The 15,705-nt window shown below is 45.2% G+C and carries 10 protein-coding genes and 1 tRNA gene; 4 read left to right on the top strand and 7 right to left on the bottom strand.

Annotated features, from left to right (window positions below; translation table 11 throughout):
• Nucleotides 1–41: 41 nt before the first annotated feature.
• The 3 genes from AC1EK3_RS03500 to trxA form a co-directional block, all read right to left on the bottom strand.
• Nucleotides 42–1,637 (bottom strand): MDR family MFS transporter, encoded by a 1,596-nt coding sequence (locus AC1EK3_RS03500; RefSeq protein ID WP_480033522.1) that lies wholly within the window; start codon nt 1,635–1,637, stop codon nt 42–44.
• Between the two features lie 213 nt (nt 1,638–1,850).
• The gene (locus AC1EK3_RS03495) at nt 1,851–2,837 is read right to left on the bottom strand and encodes an aggregation-promoting factor C-terminal-like domain-containing protein (protein WP_480033523.1); all 987 of its coding nucleotides are present in this window, start codon (nt 2,835–2,837) and stop codon (nt 1,851–1,853) included.
• A gap of 147 nt (nt 2,838–2,984) precedes the next feature.
• Nucleotides 2,985–3,326: a thioredoxin gene (gene trxA / locus AC1EK3_RS03490; RefSeq protein ID WP_119526986.1), complete on the bottom strand. Its 342-nt coding sequence runs from the start codon at nt 3,324–3,326 to the stop codon at nt 2,985–2,987.
• Nucleotides 3,327–3,432: 106 nt separating this feature from the next.
• On the opposite strand from trxA, the gene serS reads away from it, so the two are divergent.
• Nucleotides 3,433–4,719, top strand: coding sequence for a serine--tRNA ligase (serS, locus tag AC1EK3_RS03485; protein ID WP_480033524.1), 1,287 nt, complete (start codon nt 3,433–3,435; stop codon nt 4,717–4,719).
• A gap of 223 nt (nt 4,720–4,942) precedes the next feature.
• Nucleotides 4,943–5,027: transfer RNA gene (locus AC1EK3_RS03480), tRNA-Ser, on the top strand.
• Nucleotides 5,028–6,097: 1,070 nt separating this feature from the next.
• On the opposite strand, the gene AC1EK3_RS03475 is transcribed toward AC1EK3_RS03480, so the two are convergent.
• The 4 genes from AC1EK3_RS03475 to AC1EK3_RS03460 all read right to left on the bottom strand — a co-directional run bounded on the left by AC1EK3_RS03475 (nt 6,098) and on the right by AC1EK3_RS03460 (nt 11,901).
• Nucleotides 6,098–7,417 carry a hydroxymethylglutaryl-CoA synthase gene (locus tag AC1EK3_RS03475; protein ID WP_480033525.1) on the bottom strand — a complete coding sequence of 440 codons (1,320 nt, stop codon included), beginning with the start codon at nt 7,415–7,417 and terminating at the stop codon, nt 6,098–6,100.
• Between the two features lie 35 nt (nt 7,418–7,452).
• Entirely contained in the window at nt 7,453–8,784 is a 1,332-nt protein-coding gene (locus AC1EK3_RS03470; RefSeq protein WP_480033526.1) for a hydroxymethylglutaryl-CoA reductase, degradative, read from the bottom strand.
• 78 nt (nt 8,785–8,862) lie between these two features.
• The gene (locus AC1EK3_RS03465) at nt 8,863–10,143 is read right to left on the bottom strand and encodes an acetyl-CoA C-acyltransferase (protein WP_480033527.1); all 1,281 of its coding nucleotides are present in this window, start codon (nt 10,141–10,143) and stop codon (nt 8,863–8,865) included.
• A 1,176-nt stretch (nt 10,144–11,319) separates the two neighbouring features.
• Complete coding sequence (locus AC1EK3_RS03460; RefSeq protein WP_004110321.1) at nt 11,320–11,901, bottom strand: xanthine phosphoribosyltransferase; 582 nt, start codon at nt 11,899–11,901, stop codon at nt 11,320–11,322.
• A gap of 188 nt (nt 11,902–12,089) precedes the next feature.
• Between AC1EK3_RS03460 and AC1EK3_RS03455 the strand changes: the two genes are divergently transcribed.
• Both AC1EK3_RS03455 and AC1EK3_RS03450 read left to right on the top strand, forming a co-directional pair.
• Nucleotides 12,090–15,113, top strand: coding sequence for an ATP-dependent helicase (locus tag AC1EK3_RS03455; RefSeq protein WP_480033528.1), 3,024 nt, complete (start codon nt 12,090–12,092; stop codon nt 15,111–15,113).
• Nucleotides 15,114–15,255: 142 nt separating this feature from the next.
• Nucleotides 15,256–15,669, top strand: a complete 414-nt coding sequence (locus AC1EK3_RS03450; RefSeq protein ID WP_415687644.1) for a DUF4418 family protein — start codon at nt 15,256–15,258, stop codon at nt 15,667–15,669.
• Nucleotides 15,670–15,705: the final 36 nt, after the last annotated feature.

The following is a 15,705-nucleotide window of genomic DNA, read 5'->3' as shown; positions in this document are numbered from 1 at the left end:
TAAGTGATTTGGTAAGCTTTGGTAAGCGACTTTGTAAGCGTTTAGTAATGATTATGAGTGTGATCGTGCATTACGTCGTGATGCTCTGTTGAATGAGGAATATGCAAAACGCGCATGCGATCGATAGCTCTACGAGCAAGATTGTGAGCAGAACCTGTACCTTCGCCCTTGACTCCAAAAATAACTATAAGAGCCATAATTCCCGTAATAATAGCACTGATGCGCAAAGTCCATTGAACTCCGAAAATACTAGCAGCAACATCGGCAGCGTGACCTGTGCCAGAATGGTGAAGAGTTGTCAATACTGTCATTGTAACTACTAAAACAGGTGCTCCAATAGCGCCCCAAAGCTGACGCATAGTATTAGTTACAGCCGAACCGTCGCCAAGTTCTTCCTTACGCAAACAATTAAGAGACCACGTAGTTATTGGCATAAGCAAGAATCCCATGCCAATTTGGCGAGTAAACTGCCAAATGGAAATCCACCAAATCCACGTATCCATGTCAATAAGACTCATCATTACAGTTCCAAAAAACAGAATAATAGAGCCTGCCATAGCAACTGGGCGCACTCCAAAGCGATCTAACATACGACCGCCAAAATACTGCGAAATCGCCATGCCGAACGCTCCAGGAAGCAGAATTAAGCCGCTCATAGTTGCTGAAAAACCACGATCAGACTGAATATAAAGCGGAATAAGCACCATAATTGAGCTGAAAGCGAAAAATGTAAGGCATGCGCAAATAGTACCTACCATAAAGTAGCGGTTTTTAAGCACATTAAGACCAAGAAGAGGAGTGTGACCGCACTTTTGCGCTCGCAACTGCCTTATAACAAACCAAGCAATTCCAAAAGCGCCAATAATCATAGGAGCCCAAGATAATGGGTGGGAAATTCCGCATCCTTCAATATTAGTGAATCCAAACATGAGCCCGCCGAAGCCGATAACCGAAAGACCAGCAGAGAAGAAGTCAGCCTGCGCGTTAGGATCGTGTTCTCCAAAATTATGCAAGAAAAATACTGCCAAAACGACGGATATTACTCCGATAATAGTAAGAGAGCAGAAAATAGAACGCCATCCGTTAATATCAGTTTGCAAACCACCAATAGTAGGACCAATTGCTGGAGCAATACTCATAGCCATGCCAACGCTTCCCATTGCCATACCTCTGCGAGTAACAGGGTAGACGGAGAATACGGTAATTTGTAAAACAGGCCACATTACGCCAGTGCCAATAGCTTCAAGAGTTCTGCCAACAAGTGCCATCATAAAGTCGCTACTAAGCCATGCAAGTACGGATCCAAAAGTAAAAAGCGACATGGAAGTAATAACAATTTGGCGAGTAGAAAAGCGTCTTGTTAAAAATGCTGTAAGTGGAACCATAATTGCCATAATCAGCTGGAAAATAGAAGTAAGCCACTGACCAGTTGTGACGCTTATGCCAAATTCTTGAACTATTGTTGGCAATGCTGCAGTAAGTTGTAATTGTGCGAAATTGCCAATAAATGTAATAAACGTAAGAATAGCAAGAGAAATTAAAGCAGGACGTGTAAGACGATTGTTATTGTATGCTTCTTCGCCTGTTAGCGCATGGCTGAGATTTTGGCTTTTATTAGACAGCCATGTTGAGTGCATCAAAATAAAACATCCTTTTTATTCTTAAACGTAGTTTCTTTTTTAAAACGTTTTTAAGCGTAGTTTTAAGTATATTTTTTAAGTGTATTTTTAAGTATAGTTTTAAGTATAGGTTGCAAAAGTCAATCGACTTAAGTCTATTCTCTTATCTATTACAACGAAAAATTGTAAAACTTAATTTGCGCAAAGCAATGATATCTAGACTGATTCTAATCAGTAGCTGCGGTAGGAAAGCCAATGATTGTAAGCACCTTGAATGGAGCCATAACGACCATTGCAATAATTCCAGAACCAGCGGAGCTGAGTTTGATAGTTAGTAGCCCAATCAGCTCCGGCAGAAACCATCTTCGCGCCTGGTAAAGCTTGAGGTAAACCGTAAGCTCCAGAAGGATTCATTGCGTTTACGCGCCAGCCAGATTCATGAGAAATAATAAATACTGTTGCAGTAAAATCAGCTTCACTATAACCGTTAGAAATAAGCCAATCGTGAGCCCATTGTTGCATCTCGCCAGCAGGAACAGTTGTGCCGATAGAAGCAGCTAAGCCAAGTCCTGCAGAAGAGCCACCAGTTCCAACAAGAATAACCTTATCTTTTGGAGCTTTTTTAACATAAGAAGCAAAAATATTAGAGGAAACTATTTTTCCTTTAGCTCGAGTAACTATTTTTGCTGTTTCCATTACGCCGTTAGCGCCTTCACTTTGCACCTTCTCAGTACCTTTTGGAAGTGCAGCAGTTTCCTTTTTAACGACGTTAAACGCGATTGGGTCGTCGGAATTTTCTAATTTTGCGCCTGCGCGATTAATAGTAATAACAGTTGATTCGCTAACTTTAGTTGTAAGAGATGGAGTAACAACATCGTGTGGCTCAAGAGTGATATCTCCGGCATCAAGAACGGATTTTACGTCAGTGAAATTATTGCCCAAAATAGTACGATGGTGACCATTTATAACAACGTTAACATATGAAGTTGCGCCATCATGCAACATGCGACGGCTAGCACTACGAGAAACTTGCGAAGAATCGGTTGCCGAATAAGAAGTAACCTGAACAGCGTGACCTTTAGACGAAGCGTAAAAATCTCGCGAGGCAAAACCAAGTATCACCAAAGCAATGAAGCCTAAAATAACCGCGCTAACTTTAGCCCACTGTCGTAAACTGAGTGAACCAAGCGTAACAGTATGCTTACGGTGACTGGCCATAACCCTCCTTATTTCTGCAATTACTCTACTTATACTTGCTAACGCTAGCAACGTAAACTAATAAAATATTAGAAACACGCGTTAAAACGTATGCGCAAACGTATATGCAAAACCTCACATATTATATCTCGTGGCATAGTCTATGAATCAGGATTCAGAATCATTAGATTCGTAAGATTTAGCTTGTTCAACCAAATCTTCCAAATCAGAAGCTAGTAATGCTCCAGCTTGTCTATAAATAACTTCGCCGCGCTTAATAACCATTACTGTTGGAACAGCTTGGATTTGAGCAGCTGTAGCAATCTCGTTGCTTTTGTCAATATCAACTTTTACGAAAGGAATTTCGGGATATTTTTCGCTGACCTTCTCAAAAATAGGACCAAAAGACCTGCATGGACCGCACCACGTTGCCCAAAAATCGACAACAACTATTTCGTTTGTTGAAGCAATCTTCTCAAAATTTTCTGTAGTAGCATGTATTGCTGCCATATTACCCCCTCAATATTTTGCGTATTTGCTCTATTATATGTGTCGCCTTGCATAAAGTTGCCAATAGTGCGCTTATCTGTCGTCTTGCGGCACTAGGCTAGGAGTCATGCTTGATATCCAATTTATTCGTGAACATGCCGACGTAGTTAAGGAATCGCAGCGCAAGCGTGGTGAATCCGTTGAGCTCGTCGATGAAGTATTGCGCAGCGATGACTTGCGCCGTAATGCTCTTAAGGCTTTTGAAGAAGCTCGCGCCGAACAAAAAGCTATTGGTAAGAAGGTTGCAACAGCTAGTGCCGAAGAAAAGGCTGCGCTTATTGCAGAAACTAAAGAATTAGCTTCGAAGGTTGCAGAATACAAGTCTGAATCCGAAAAAGCTACTGCCGACTACACTACAGCAATGTGGAAGCTTTCTAACATCGTTGAAGATGAAGCTCCAGAAGGCGGAGAAGACGACTACGTTGTAGTTAAGAAGGTTGGTACGCCTCGCGATTTTGCAGCTGAAGGTTTTGAGCCAAAGGATCATTTGACTCTTGGAACTGGCGTTGCTGGAATTGATATGCGTCGTGGCGTGAAGGTTGCAGGCTCTCGCTTCTACTTCTTGCGCGGTGCTGTGGCTCGCTTGCAAATCGCAATGCTTACTATGGCTGTAGATCAAGCTGAAGAGCACGGTTTTACGCTTGCGATTACGCCAACGCTTGTTCGTCCGGAAGTTATGCGCGGAACTGGCTTCTTGAATTCTCACGCGGACGAGATTTACCGTTTGCGCGAGCCAGATGATCAGTATTTGGTCGGTACTTCCGAGGTTGCTTTGGCTGGTATGCACGAGGATGAGATTCTTGACTTAAGCAATGGTGCTTTGCGTTATTGCGGTTGGTCGAGCTGCTACCGTCGTGAAGCTGGTGCTGCTGGAAAGGATACTTCTGGTATTATTCGCGTGCATCAGTTCGATAAGGTTGAGATGTTCGTTTATTGCAAGCAGGAAGATTCTCGCGCTGAGCATCAGAAGTTGCTTGGTATGGAGCAGGAAATGCTTGCTAAGGTGGAAGTGCCTTACCGCATTATTGATACTGCTGCAGGTGATCTTGGTTCTTCTGCTGCTCGTAAGTTTGATTGCGAAGCTTGGGTTCCAACGCAAGGTCGTTACCGTGAGCTTACCTCTACTTCTAACTGCACTGAGTATCAGGCTCGCCGCTTGAATGTGCGCGAACGCATGGAAGATGGCGGAACTCGTCCAGTTAGTACGCTTAACGGCACTTTGGCTACTACTCGCTGGCTTGTGGCTATTTTGGAAAATCATCAGCATGAAGATGGTTCGATTGATATTCCAAAGGCTATGCAAGCTTATATGGGTGGCAAGGAAGTCATTGAGCCTACTAAGTGGGAAGCGTGAGTGTTGCTCTTGCGTAAACACGGTGTTTGTTTCAAAAAAACCGTTTAATTAACTACAAAGCCCGGGAAATTGCCTGGGTTTTGTTTTTAGTTTATAAGCTTTTTGAATCTGGGTGTTGTGTGTTGCGTTTGTGTGTTGCGTTTGTGTGTTGCGTTCTATACGTGATGATATGCTTACCACTTGTGCGTTGAAAGCGGCAATTTGATTGCTTTCGTGCGCAAATGGATGGGTGTCCGAGCGGTCTAAGGAGACGGTCTTGAAAACCGTTGTAGGGAAACCTACCGCGAGTTCGAATCTCGCCTCATCCGCGAATTAACTAAGCCTAAAGCATGTGAAATTGCTTTAGGCTTTTTTAATTCGCCGAGCTTGCTCAGGGTTGGAAGCACAGTGTGCTTCCAACGCAAGCGAGGTCTTTCTGCGTCAATAAAGACGCAGAAAGTGTGGGCTAGTGTGTTTAACGTAGTGTGTCAGGTTTGTGTTGCTGCATTTCGCGCTTGAAGCTTTTTTATTCTGCCGAGCTTTCTTGGTGTGGCGCGAGTTTTGGGGACTGGTTTTTTGGCTGGCGGGTTTCTTGTGTGGCTGTGTGAGATAGGAATTTCTTTTAGCCGTGGCGCGAGTTTTGGGAGATTTCTCTCCTCGTACGTCCCGTCCTTCACTCCGCTTTCATGTAAAATTCTTTTACGTTATTTAACTTTATTTATCTTGTGTTGCGTTCGCTCAGTCCTCTTTTAGTACTCGTAGAGAAATCTCCCAAACTCTGCTTACCAATCGTTAATAACCTCATCCTATCGCCGAGATTTTCGATTTTTCTTCTTCGCTTGGCGAATCAGCAGCCTGCGGCTCTGACGTTCGCCGCGCTCAGTGCGAAAAATCTCAAATCTCTACCACACTGGTATTCGTACCTTTCAAGCACACCCACCCCTCACTAGTAAATTCGCCCACCGTTGTTTTGTGGTGTGGTAGGAGTGCCTAGTGTGGCATGTGCAGCAGCAATGACGTTAGCGTTCTCTAGGCAATAAATACTCAACGTCTGCAGAGCAATACTGTTAAAGTTCACTAAGCAATAAATAATCGACGTTAGCAAAGCATTACTGCAAAGCTACAAAACAACTTTTTGCAGAAGCATTACTGCAAAGCTTCAGAAACATTTGCAGGGGATTGTTCCGATGGTTTTTAGAGTGCGGAATCGCAAGAAACGGCAGAAACTTTACAGCGGTGTAAAGGAACGGTCGGTTGTGCACGGGATAGCGGCAGAAACTTTACAGGTGCGCGCAGTTTATGTCGCCTATGCGCGAAGAAACGGCAGAAACTTTACGGCGGTGTAAAGGAATGGTCGGTTGCGCGCGAGAATCCGATTGAAACGTGTGCGCACTCGCTTTTAGCGCGTGGAATAATGACGCTCTTGAGAAGTGATTGAGTCGAGGAAGAAGCTTACACCTTCGCGGCAAGACGTGCTGCTTTCGAAATCTTCCGGAGCGTAAGGCGCAACGCTTTCAAACATCTCCTCGTAATCAGCAACGTTTAAACGCACGCGCGAATCAAGCATATCCGCATGCTCGCGAGCAAACAGCGCATCTGTAAATCCTGGCGCAATCGTGCCGCTGAAAAATTCACCAACAGCGCCGGAGCCGTAAGAAAATAGCCCAATCTTATCGCCGCTTTTAAGTGCAGTAAGATTACTATTTTCGCAAGTAAATTCGTCTAACTCAAGTAAAGACAGCAATCCCAAATACAGGGAACCCGTATAGATGTTTCCTACGCGACGGCTATACTTCGTGCTGGTTTCGTAGCGCGAAAGTAAGCGATTGCGCGACGACTCGCTTAAGTTGCTATCAGCGCAAGAATTATCGCAAGAATTAGCGCAAGTATTATCGCAAGAATCCATCGCAGCCTTAAGCGCCTTCAAACCCATTTTCGTATACGGCAAATGGAAGCACAATCCGGCAAAATCGTTGAAATTACAACCGTTTTGCGCACAATACTTTTGCCACACGTCGCAGAAAAATTGTATGTACTGCTCAGTCGAAAACTTGCCGCGAGCAAGCGCAGTGTCCTGGTAAACAGGTCGCCAAAAGTCCTGAATATCAGCGGATTTAACAACGCTATCGTCGTTAATTTTAAGCACGTGCGGATTCGCACTCACAAGCATTGCCACAGCACCTGCTCCCTGCGTTACTTCGCCAGGTGTAGCAAGACCGTAGCGCGCAATATCGGCTGCAATAACAAGCACTTGCGGATTTTTTTCGGCGTGCGCGCGCACGTAGTCACACGCCATCATCAAAGCCGCGGTGCCGCCGTAACAAGCTTCTTTTACTTCAATAGAGCGCACCCACGGCGTGAGTTTTAGCAGATTTTGAACGTACAGAGCACTCGATTTACTTGCGTCGACGCCGCTTTCTGTGCCGACGATTAGCATTTTGAGGCGATTGCTATCGATGTGTGGTAGCAGCGGGAGCGCAGCTTGCGCGGCGAGAGTGACGATGTCTTGGTGATTTGGTGGCACAGATTGTTCGCTTTGACCGATTCCGATTGTGAATTTGTTAGGGTCGATTCCGCGGTGTTCCGCCAGTTCTTCGAGATTTAGGTAATAGTGCGGCGTTGCGAAGGAGATGCGGTCGATGCCGACGGCAAGGGGAGTGGTTGCTGATGTGGTTGCTGAGGTTGTGGTTGCGGATGTTTCGGTATTTTGTGTGTTCATTTGCCCTAAAATTCCTAAATTTTTCTTAATTTTTCTTAATTTTTACTTGATTCTCGTAACTTTTGAAGTAATTGCGTAACTTTTTCTGTAGTTCTTTCTGCAGGGCTAAGTTGCAAAATATCATGCGCGATTTCCGCGATTTCCGCACCTTTGGCACCTGCTGCAATTGCTAGGTTTGAAGACTGTAATGCCATATGACCTGCTTGAATTCCAGGGCCTGCTAGTGCGCGAAGAGCCGCAAGATTTTGCACCAAACCGAGCGCGGCAAGCGTGTTCCTAAAGTCGTTTGCGTTTTTGTAATTGCCGATTTTGATCGCGAGTTTTGCCATTGGAAGCGATGAGATTGAGCCGCCAACAATGCCGATCTGTAGCGGAATTTCGATACTGCCATGGAGTATGGTTTTTCCGTTTAAAGTTTCGGTGTTCCACTTTGACAGTGGTAGGTAGCGACCGGAGCGCGCCGCCCACGCGTGTGCTGCCGATTCTAGCGCTCGCGTATCATTTCCTGACGCGAGCGCGGCTCCTGCGATTCCGTTTAGGATTCCTTTGTTGTGCGTGGCGGCGCGCGCAGGGTCGCTGGCGGCAAGCGCGCTCAATGCCGCGATTCGGCGCGCAAGGCGCTTTCCTTCGCACTCTCGCTCAGAGTCTTCCAGCCGCCTGGATGCCAGTGCTTCAACCGGTATATGCACCTCTGCTGTGGTGGCAACGCGGCTGGTGTTCGTGAGTATTGCCACTAGCGCCTGCACGCCGAGCCAGCTCTCCAGCTGGGCTTTGACGGCTTCGCCCATAGTGTTCACTGTGTTTGCGCCCATTGCGTCGCATGTGTCTACGTCAATCTCGAGCTTTGCGAAGCCGTGCAAAGCTGAATCGCGGCATTTTCGCGCGCCGCCACCCCTCTTACTCATTGATGGGTGTGACTCGTTTGCAATGCGCAACAACTCTGCAACCTTTGCACAATCCTCAACAATCTCGTGCAAGCGCGCCGCCACGCTCCCGTCTGCGTCTTCAAAAGCTATTTGCGCTGTAGTCACGTATTGTGGCGAGTTTGCTACAATGCAGCCTTCAGTGCTTGTTGCCGCAATCCGCGCCCCATTGCACGCAGCTGCAATCACGGACGGCTCCTCGGTTGCAACCAGCACGTCCCGCACTTCGCCGTTCACAATCAGCCCACGCACAACGCCAACCGGCAGCGTATACTTTCCAATTTGATGCTCAATCATATGATTTGCAACGTCTGCAGGAATTGTAGTATCAGAACTTTCCGCAAACTGTTTAAGCAAAAATGTTGCCTCAGTATCGTTAATTGCGCCCTCATTTTGCAAGGTTTTTATGCGATTTTCCACGCTTAATTCACGAAAAGCGGTCATCGAAATCACCTCATGATTTGTAGACTACGAATGCTTCTGATCGCTTCGCATTCTGACTTAGTTGTTTCGCATTCTGACTTAGTTGTTTCGCATTCTAACTTGCATCGCAACGCCGATTCCGCCGCCGACACACAGCGCAGCAACTCCATTCAACTTATTGCTATCTCGCAAAGCGTATATAAGCGTCGTCAAAATCCTAGCTCCGCTAGCGCCCAGCGGATGACCGAGTGCAATTGCTCCACCGCGTACGTTTAGTTTTGACTCGTCAATATGAAGTTGTTCTGAAACAGCAATGCTTTGCGCTGCAAATGCTTCGTTTATTTCGAATAAGTCAATGTTGTCAACGTTGCTACCGGTCGCATTTAGCATGCGTTCCATCACATGTTTCGGAGCGTATCCCATTAAATCTGGGTCGATTCCGCCTTCTGCGAATCCCACAATTTGCGCAAGATATTCAATTCCGTGCGCTTGCGCGTAATCTTTGCTCATAAGTACTAGAGCTGCAGCTCCGTCGTTAATTCCGCTTGCGTTTCCGGCAGTTACAGTCGATTCGTGCTTGCTAATTTCGTGCTTGCAAACTTCGTTCTCGCTAATTTCGTGCTTGCCAACTTCGTTCTCGCTAACTTCGCAAGTTGCGCCTGAAGTTTCTTCCGACGCTTTAAAAAGCGTGCGCAATTTCGACAACTGCTCTAAAGACGTATCTTCGCGAGGATGCTCGTCTTGAGTTATAACAGTTCCGTTTGCAAGCGTTACTGGCACAATTTCAGAAGCAAAATCGCCTCGTTTAATAGCGGCAACAGCTTTTTGGTGAGATTTAAGTGCAAAAATATCTTGTGCTTCGCGAGTAATACCAAATTTTGCTGCAACATTTTCTGCAGTAACGCCCATTGCGTCGCCAGTAAAAGCGTCGTTTAAGCCGTCTCGTTGCAAACCGTCAATAAGCGCAAAATTCCCGTATTTGTGTCCGCTAAATCGCGAATTAGTTGCGTAAAATGGCACGTTGCTCATGCTTTCAGTGCCGCCTGCAACAACAACTTGCGCGTCTCCCATAACGATTGCGGATTGTGCTAAGCGCACTGCTTTTAAACCGGATCCGCATACTTCGTTAATTGTCATTGCGCAGCTAGAAGTATCTAAGCCTGCTTTTAACGCAATTTGGCGAGCAACGTTTTGTCCGCTGCCTGCTTGTAATACGTTTCCAAAAATAGCTTGATCCACGTCGTGTGAGCTAATTCCGGCGCGTTCTATTGCTGCTTTTGCTGCGATTGTTCCTAAATCAACTGAGGAAAGCGAAGATAAGCTGCCGCCGAATTTGCCAATAGGCGTACGTACAGCGCTTGCAATCACCACTTCAGTCATATGTTTAGCCACCTAATCAATTGTTTGTTGCAATACGTGTTGAAGTATACCAACCGGACTACTTTATCGTATTTTTCGACAAAATTACCATTTGCGAAAAATTTTTCTCGTTTCCTTCACAATTAAACGTGCTTCAATGAGTTTGCGCGCGCGAATCCGGCATAAATTTTACAGCGGTGTAAAGTAATGGTCGTCTACGCGCCCGAATCCGGCAGAAATCTTACAGTCGCGCGCAGTTTATGTCGCCTACGCACCAAAAAACGGCAGAAACTTTACGAGGGCGTAAAGGAAAAGTCGTCTACGCACCAAAAAACGGCAGAAACTTTACGCGCGTGTAAAGTAACGGTCGGCTACGCGCCCGAAAGCGGCAGAAACTTTACAGTCGCGTAAAATAAAGGTCGCGAAACAGCGAACAAGCGGCAGAAGCTTTACAGTCGCGCGCAGTTTATGTCGCCTACGCACCAAAAAACGGCAGAAAATTTACGCTCGTGTAAAGAAACGGTCGGCTACGCCCCGAAAGCGGCATAAATTTTACAGTCGCGTAAATTAAGGGTCGTATTTCCCTCAAACCTCCTGTAGCTTTGCGCCAGTGCTTTGCAAACGTTGTTTCTGTAGCTTTGCAGTAATGCTTCTGCAAAAAGTGGTTTTGTAGCTTTGCAGTAATGCTTTGCAAACGTCGATTACTTGTTGCTTAGTGAACTTTAACAGTATTGCTCTGCAGACGCTGAGTATTTATTGCCTAGAGAACGCTAACGTCCGTGCTGCTGCACAAACTACACCAGGCACACAAACCACGCACCACACCGCAGCTTAATTGCGCGACTTTAGCTGCACTTAGTAAACCACGCACTTTACGTAACTTTCTGCACGAGTCTATGAGTTTTGTGTTGTTGTTTAGTGTGGTAGAGCCTCAAAAGTTTTCGGGCAGAGCAATAAAAGAGGACTGAGGAAGCTACGTTCTTTTAAGAACAAAGCAGACAGTAAAGTCTTTAACAGTTAAAGCGACGAAGGACGGGACTTGCGATGCTGAAAACTTTCGAGGCTCATCAGACCGTTTGCAGAAAACACCAGTCAAAACTCATAGACGAAACGCAAGAATATCGAAAAGAAAATCGCAAATAAAGAAATCCCCCAAACTCGCGCCACATTAAGCAAGCGCGAAAGCAGGTCGGAGCGCTACTTACGGAACGAAATCGACCCATCAACAGGATCCATCGCGTCAACAATCGCCAGCGAATCCAAGTCATATCCGGCTTCACGAAGCGCATCTCCACCACCTTGGAAGCCTTTTTCGATAGCGATTCCAATGCCTGCAACGCTAGCTCCAGCATGATTGCAAATGTCGATTAATCCTTGCAAAGCCTTGCCGTTCGCCAAAAAATCATCCAAAATAAGCACGCGATCTTCCGCACTTAAATACTTACGTGACACAATCACCGGAAACTCGCGCTGCTTTGTAAAAGAAAATACCGTAGATACGTATTGGTCGCCATCGAGATTAATTGACTGAGCTTTCTTTGCAAAAACCACAGGAACTCCACCAAAATGGCGTGCTGCAACACATGCGATTCCAATACCAGAAGCCTCAATCGTAAGAATCTTAGTAATATTTGCGTCGCGGAAATGCTCAGCCCAAGCGGCTCCCATATGATCAAATAAATTCACATCGCACTGGTGGTTCAAAAAAGCGTCTACTTTTAATACATTGCCTGGTTTTACGATACCATCTTGGAGAATGCGTTCTTCCAATTCTTGCACGATGCGCCCCTTCTTACGAACAATTACTTGCAGTACGCTCAAGCATACCCACGTTCGTGACACAATACGAGTAAAAACGACTGCAGCATGTGGTAAACCTGATTAAATACGTGCGCAATTAAAACGTGGGGGCGTTTTATTGCTGAAGCTAAAACGTAGGTAATTGGCAGCATTAATGGAGTACAAGTATGAGCGTAAGTATGGGCGCAAGTATGAATGCAAATATGAGTGCAAAAGATAGCGATTACGGATATGTAAGTGATTTGTTGGGGAATCCAGTTGATTCGTTCGATTCTGACGATAGTTTTTACGAGAATGTTGCGGATGCGAATGATTATGCCAACTACAGTTACGACGAGTATGCTGACGCTTACGCTAAAGAGCCTGATTTTACGCAGCAAGAATATGCGTCTGATCAAGAATCAGTGCCTCCTCAAGCATCAGTGCCTCCTCAAGAATCTCAAGAATCTCAAGAATCTCAAGAATCTCAAGAATCTCAAGAATCTCAAGAATCTCAAGAATCTCAAGAATATTCCCAAAATTCCGCACATTCTAGAGTTGCAGTTGACGCGCAAAAACTACTCGACGGCTTAAATCCGCAACAATCTCAAGCAGTCCAATACGACGGACCGGCACTGCTTATTGGAGCAGGAGCTGGAAGCGGCAAAACGCGAGTTCTTACGCGAAGAATAGCTTGGATATTAAGTCAAAAAGGTGCCTGGCCAAGCCAAATTCTTGCTATCACTTTTACAAACAAAGCAGCTGCCGAAATGCGTGAACGTTTAAGCAATCTTATTGGCAGCGAAGCAAATACTATGTGGGTTTCGACGTTCCATTCTGCATGTGTGAAAATACTTCGCAGATCAGGGCAGTATATTGGCTTAAAATCAGGCTTTTCTATTTACGATACTTCCGATTGCGAGCGATTAGTAAAAATTATTGCAACAGAGCTTAACGTTGATATTAAGCGTTTTACGCCACGCAGCATTTTGGGCAAGATTTCGGATTGCAAAAATAGTTTAATCACTTGGCGTGAGCAACTAGACATGTATGCTAACGATTACAAGCCGGGTGTTGCAGGTCAACAAATTGCGCACGCTGGCAATTCTGAAGCTGTTTACGCAACTATTTATGCGGAATATCAGCATCGCTTATCTCAAGCAAATGCGGTTGATTTTGACGATTTAATTATGAGAACTGTGCAACTCATGCGCGAGGTACCAGAAGCTGCGCAATATTACCGCCATAAGTTCCGCTATATTCTCGTAGACGAGTACCAGGATACGAATCACGCTCAATACGAGCTTATTCGCGAGCTTGCAGGAGTGGATGTAAAACAAAATAACGCAAATACATCTCAGCAAAATAGCGCTCCTGCATCAATCACAGTTGTAGGTGACTCCGACCAGTCGATTTACGCTTTCCGTGGAGCCGATATTCGCAACATTCAAGACTTTGAAAAAGATTTTCCAAACGCTACAACTATTATGCTTGAGCAAAATTATCGCTCTACGCAAACTATTTTGGATGCTGCAAACGCAGTTATTTCGCATAATCAAGGACGAAAGCCTAAAAAATTGTGGACGGCATTAGGTGAAGGCGCTCCAATTACTGGTTATGCAGCAGACAGTGCTCAACAGGAAGCAGCTTGGGTTGCGCAAGAAATAGCGCGATTGGCAGGTGAAGAAGGCGTTGCTTATTCGGATATGGCGATTATGTATCGCGCTAATGCACAGTCTCGTTCGCTAGAAGATGCGCTCGTTAAAGCAGGTCTTCCGTATCAACTTGTTGGCGGCACAAAGTTTTACGAGCGACGCGAAGTAAAGGATGCGCTCGCATACTTGCAATCTATGGCAAACCCGGATGACGATGTGAATATGCGCCGAATTTTGAATGTGCCTAAGCGTGGGCTTGGAGCGCGTGCGGAGGCTTTGCTAACGCTTTACGCTCAAACACAAGGAGTTAGCTTCTGGCAAGCTTTGGAACATTTGGAGTCAATCGAAGGCATGCCAACTCGCACTGCAACAAAGCTTAAAGAGTTCCGCGAGCTTATGCACAATTTAATTACTTGTATGCAAAACGATGACTCGAAACCTTCTAAGGTTATTGACAGCATACTGAACGACAGTGGTTTGCTGGAGGATTTGCAACGTTCTGAAGATCCTCAAGATGCCGCTCGCGTGGATAATTTGTCGCAATTGCAGTCGGTTGCAGCTGAGTATGAGCAGAATACGCCGGATGCTAGTGTTGCTGGATTCCTTGAAACGACAGCGCTTGTGGCTGATTCGGATCAATTGCCGGATGAAAATGAGGACACTGGTAAAGTTACGTTGATGACGCTTCACACAGCTAAGGGCTTGGAGTATCCGGTTGTGTTCCTAACTGGCATGGAGCAGGGAACTTTTCCGCATTCTCGCGCTTTGGAAGACGATGGCGAGCTTTGCGAGGAACGTCGTCTTGCTTATGTTGGTATTACGCGAGCTAAGCAGCGTTTGTATGTTACTCGTGCTGCTGTTCGTGCGCAATGGGGGCAGGCTCAAGATATGCTTCCAAGCCAGTTTTTGGATGAGATTCCAGATAATTTGATTGATTGGAAGCGCAGAGAGTCTGATGTTGAGCGTTGGGGCGCTTCGTCTAGGCGTGGCGATGATTTCGATAGCGATTTTGATAGTGATTTCGGCGGCGATTTCGATGGTGATTTCGGCGGCTGGGATGACGATTATAGCGATGCGTTTAGTGAAAAAACAACTTATGGTGGAAGCAGTTACGGTTCTGAAAAGTCGTATGGCTCTAAGTCTTACGGAAGAAATAAATCGTATGGCTCTAAGTCTTACGGCTCTTCTTACGGAAAGTCTTATAGCAAGTCTTATGGATCTTCTTACGGTTCTTCTTACGGCTCATCTTACGGCTCGTCTTATTCTAAATCGAATTGGTCTAAGTCAAGTGCAGTAAAAACGCGCAAAGTTACTGCAAAAACTGCGACTTCAACAAGCGCAACAAAAGTTGGTTCAACTTCTGCAGTTATGAATAAAGATAATCATCTAAATATTCAAGACTTCCAAGTTGGCGACAAAATTACTCACGATACTTACGGCTTAGGAACCGTGTTAGCAACGCAAGATAAGGGCAGAAACTCAATTATTACAGTCGATTTCGGCTCCGATGGAGTAAAGCGACTAATGCTTAGAGTTGCACCAATCGAAAAATTGTAAAATCTTTTATTTATGCACTTTAATGTAAGATAAATTTTTAACAAGGACGTGGCGTTTGCTGGTGTGAGCGCCGAGAAGCGTGTTGCATTAAGGAAAATGTGACACTAAAAAATAATTCATATACATCTATGAGGTATCAATTATGAAAAACAAATTATTCGCATCAATTCCTGCAATTATTTTCGGCTTGCTTATTGCCGTTGCACCATTGACGTTTGCAAAGCCATGCTCAACCGGAGGCATGCAAAAAATGCATATGATGATGCAACCTATGGCATGCTACTACACAGGTCGTGCAGCTATTGGAATTGGCTTAGTTATTGCAGTACTTGGAATTATTGCGCTATTTGTTAAAGAAAATGTTCGCATTGGTTTAAATATTGCTGTAGTTGTGAACGCTTTGCTTATGCTCGCTGTTACAACATTCCTTATTGGCGTGTGCAAGAGCCCAATGATGCATTGTGCATCGGTTATGCGTCCAACACTGATCGTTCTGTCTGTGCTCGCATTAGTGTTCGCAGCTGTTTCCGTGTATTTGGATAATAAAGAAAATTAATAGTTCAAATAGTTCGAAAAGCTTAACAAAGCAAAA

This window comes from Gardnerella sp. C0026F2, from assembly GCF_056590715.1.
The sequence above is the reverse complement of the archived record's forward strand: the minus strand, read 5'-3'. Positions and strand labels throughout refer to the sequence as shown.